Genomic DNA, 2,251 nt, shown 5'->3' with positions numbered 1-2,251 from the left:
CGCGTAGCTGCGTCCTTCCCTGGTCGACGTGGTGGGTGTCAAGGGTCGAACTTGTTCGAGCCCGAAGGGCCGCGAAGCGCCCTTGACACCCACCACGTCGACTAGCACACTCCCGCAGCGGAGACCGCGCAACCACACTGCCAATGCACCGGGCGCAACCACACTGCCAATGCACCGACGCAACCACATCACCAATGCACCCCGAAGCACCAGCCGCCTCCACGCCTTCCTCGTGCAATTGCTATAGGCAACCACATTCCCACGTCGGTCCGACGTACACCGAACTAGAGGCTCCGCGGTCAGGACAAGACCACCCGCGAGACACAATGTCCAACCAGGAATGTCGGTGGAGGTTGGCACGATGGGGGCTGGTGTTCGGCGGATGACTGGAGGAGTGAGGGAATGACAGAGATCGTCACCTATCTGGAGATGACGAGCCCCGACGAGTTGGTCGAGGCGACCGCGGTCCCGGGTGTGCGGCTCGAGAGGGCGGAGGCCGGGTCACCGTTGATCCGCGAGCTGCTCGTGCGGGTAGGGCGTCCGCACCAGTGGCGGACCTTGTCTTGGTCGGAGGAGCGGTGGGCGGAGTACCTGAACGACCCACTCAGGCAGGTGTGGTTCGTCACCCACGACGACGAGGCCGGCCCGCAGTACGCCGGCATCACCTCGTACCTGCCGAACGAGACCGCGGACGGCGGGGAGGAGGTTCAGATCTCCCATTTCGGCCTCGTCCCGGAGTACGTCGGCCGGGGGCTCGGCGGACATGCCCTGACGCTCACCATCCAGACCGCGTGGACTCTGAACCCCAGCACGAACCGAGTCTGGCTGCACACCTCGACGCTCGACCACCCGAACGCCCTCCCCAACTACCAGAAGCGCGGCTTCCGCCCTTATGCCAAGAAGGTCCGCAAGGACTAGATCCTCCTACTAGCCCTTGATGGCGCCGCCGAGGGCGAAGGCTCCGCCTAGCTTGCGGCTCAGGAGGAGATAGAGGACCAGGACCGGGGTGGTGTAGATCAGGGAGTACGCCGCGAGCTGGCCGTAGTTGGGTTCGCCGTACTGGCCGAAGAAGGTGAAGATGCTGACCGAGGCCGGCAGTCGCTCGGGTGAGAGCAGCAGCATGAAGGGGACGAAGAAGTTGCCCCACATTCCGATGAAGGTGAAGATCAGCACCACCGCGATCCCGGGCCACATCAGCGGGAGCACGATCCGGCGGAGTGCCTGCATATTGCCGGCGCCGTCGACCCACGCTGCTTCCTCCAGCGAGATCGGTACGCCGTCCATGAACGTCTTGCACAGCCAGATCGCGAACGGCAGCGAGGCGGTCGCCATGAACATGATCGTGCCGCCGAGCGTGTCCACCAGGTTCAGCTGCACGAACAAGCCGTACACCGGCACCATCACCGCCGTGATCGGCAGACCCGTGCAGAACAACACGGTCAGCAGGAACGGCCGGTTGAACTTCGACTTGAACCGCGACAGCGGATAGGCCGCCAGCACGGCGCAGACCATCGTCAACAGGGCCGCGCCGCCACACAGCACCAGACCGTTCAGCACCGGCCGGTACGTCGTATCGGTGTTCAGCACCGCCCGGAAATTCTCCAGCGTCGGGTTGCTCGGGAGCTCGACGCGCAGTCCCGCCGTCCGATTGATCGAGGCGAACAGCACCCAGAGCAACGGCAGCACGAACAGCACGCCGATCCCGAGCAGTACCAGGTTCGCGGACAGCTTGCTGATCCGGTCACGGGCGATCATGCGGCCTCCGAGTTCAGTCCACGCAGGTAGATCAGCGAGAACACCGCACCGATCGCCAGCATCACCAGCGCGATCGCGGTGCCGTAGCCGATCTGCGAGAAGCTGAAGGCCTGCTCGTACATGTACAGCGGTAAGGTTTGACTCTTCGTCCCGGGGCCGCCGCGCGTCATCGCGTAGATCAGACCGAAGACGCTCAACGTCTGCAGGGTGATCAGCATCAGGTTGGTCAGCATCGCCCGGCTGATCATCGGCAGGGTGACCCACCACAGCCGTCGGACCCCGGCCGCACCGTCCATCTCGGCCGACTCCTCGATCTCCTTCGGTACCTCGCTCAGCGCCGCGGAGTACACCAGCATCGAGAACGCCGTACCGCGCCAGATGTTGGCGATCGAGACCGCGATGATCGGTGCCGCGTACAACCAGTCCTGACCGGGCAGGCCGATCTTGTTCAGGATCACGTTCAGGGTGCCGTCGTCGTTCAGGAAGGCGCTCAGCA

3 protein-coding genes are annotated in these 2,251 nt (G+C 64.4%); 1 reads left to right on the top strand and 2 read right to left on the bottom strand.

Going from position 1 to position 2,251, the window contains the following annotated elements:
* The first annotated feature begins 402 nt into the window (after nucleotides 1-402).
* On the top strand, nucleotides 403-918 hold the full coding sequence (locus VFG33_RS09280; protein ID WP_325024493.1) for a GNAT family N-acetyltransferase: 516 nt from the start codon (nucleotides 403-405) through the stop codon (nucleotides 916-918).
* A gap of 9 nt (nucleotides 919-927) precedes the next feature.
* On the opposite strand, the gene VFG33_RS09275 is transcribed toward VFG33_RS09280, so the two are convergent.
* Complete coding sequence (locus VFG33_RS09275; protein ID WP_325024491.1) at nucleotides 928-1,755, bottom strand: carbohydrate ABC transporter permease; 828 nt, start codon at nucleotides 1,753-1,755, stop codon at nucleotides 928-930.
* Nucleotides 1,752-2,251 (bottom strand): carbohydrate ABC transporter permease (locus VFG33_RS09270; protein WP_325024489.1); only part of this gene is annotated, 500 nt, incomplete at its 5' end. The genes VFG33_RS09270 and VFG33_RS09275, both read right to left, overlap by 4 nt.

This window comes from Kribbella sp., from assembly GCF_035687465.1.
Taxonomy (GTDB): domain Bacteria; phylum Actinomycetota; class Actinomycetes; order Propionibacteriales; family Kribbellaceae; genus Kribbella.
Note: the sequence above shows the minus strand (reverse complement) of the source record. Positions and strands in the feature narration are given on the sequence as shown.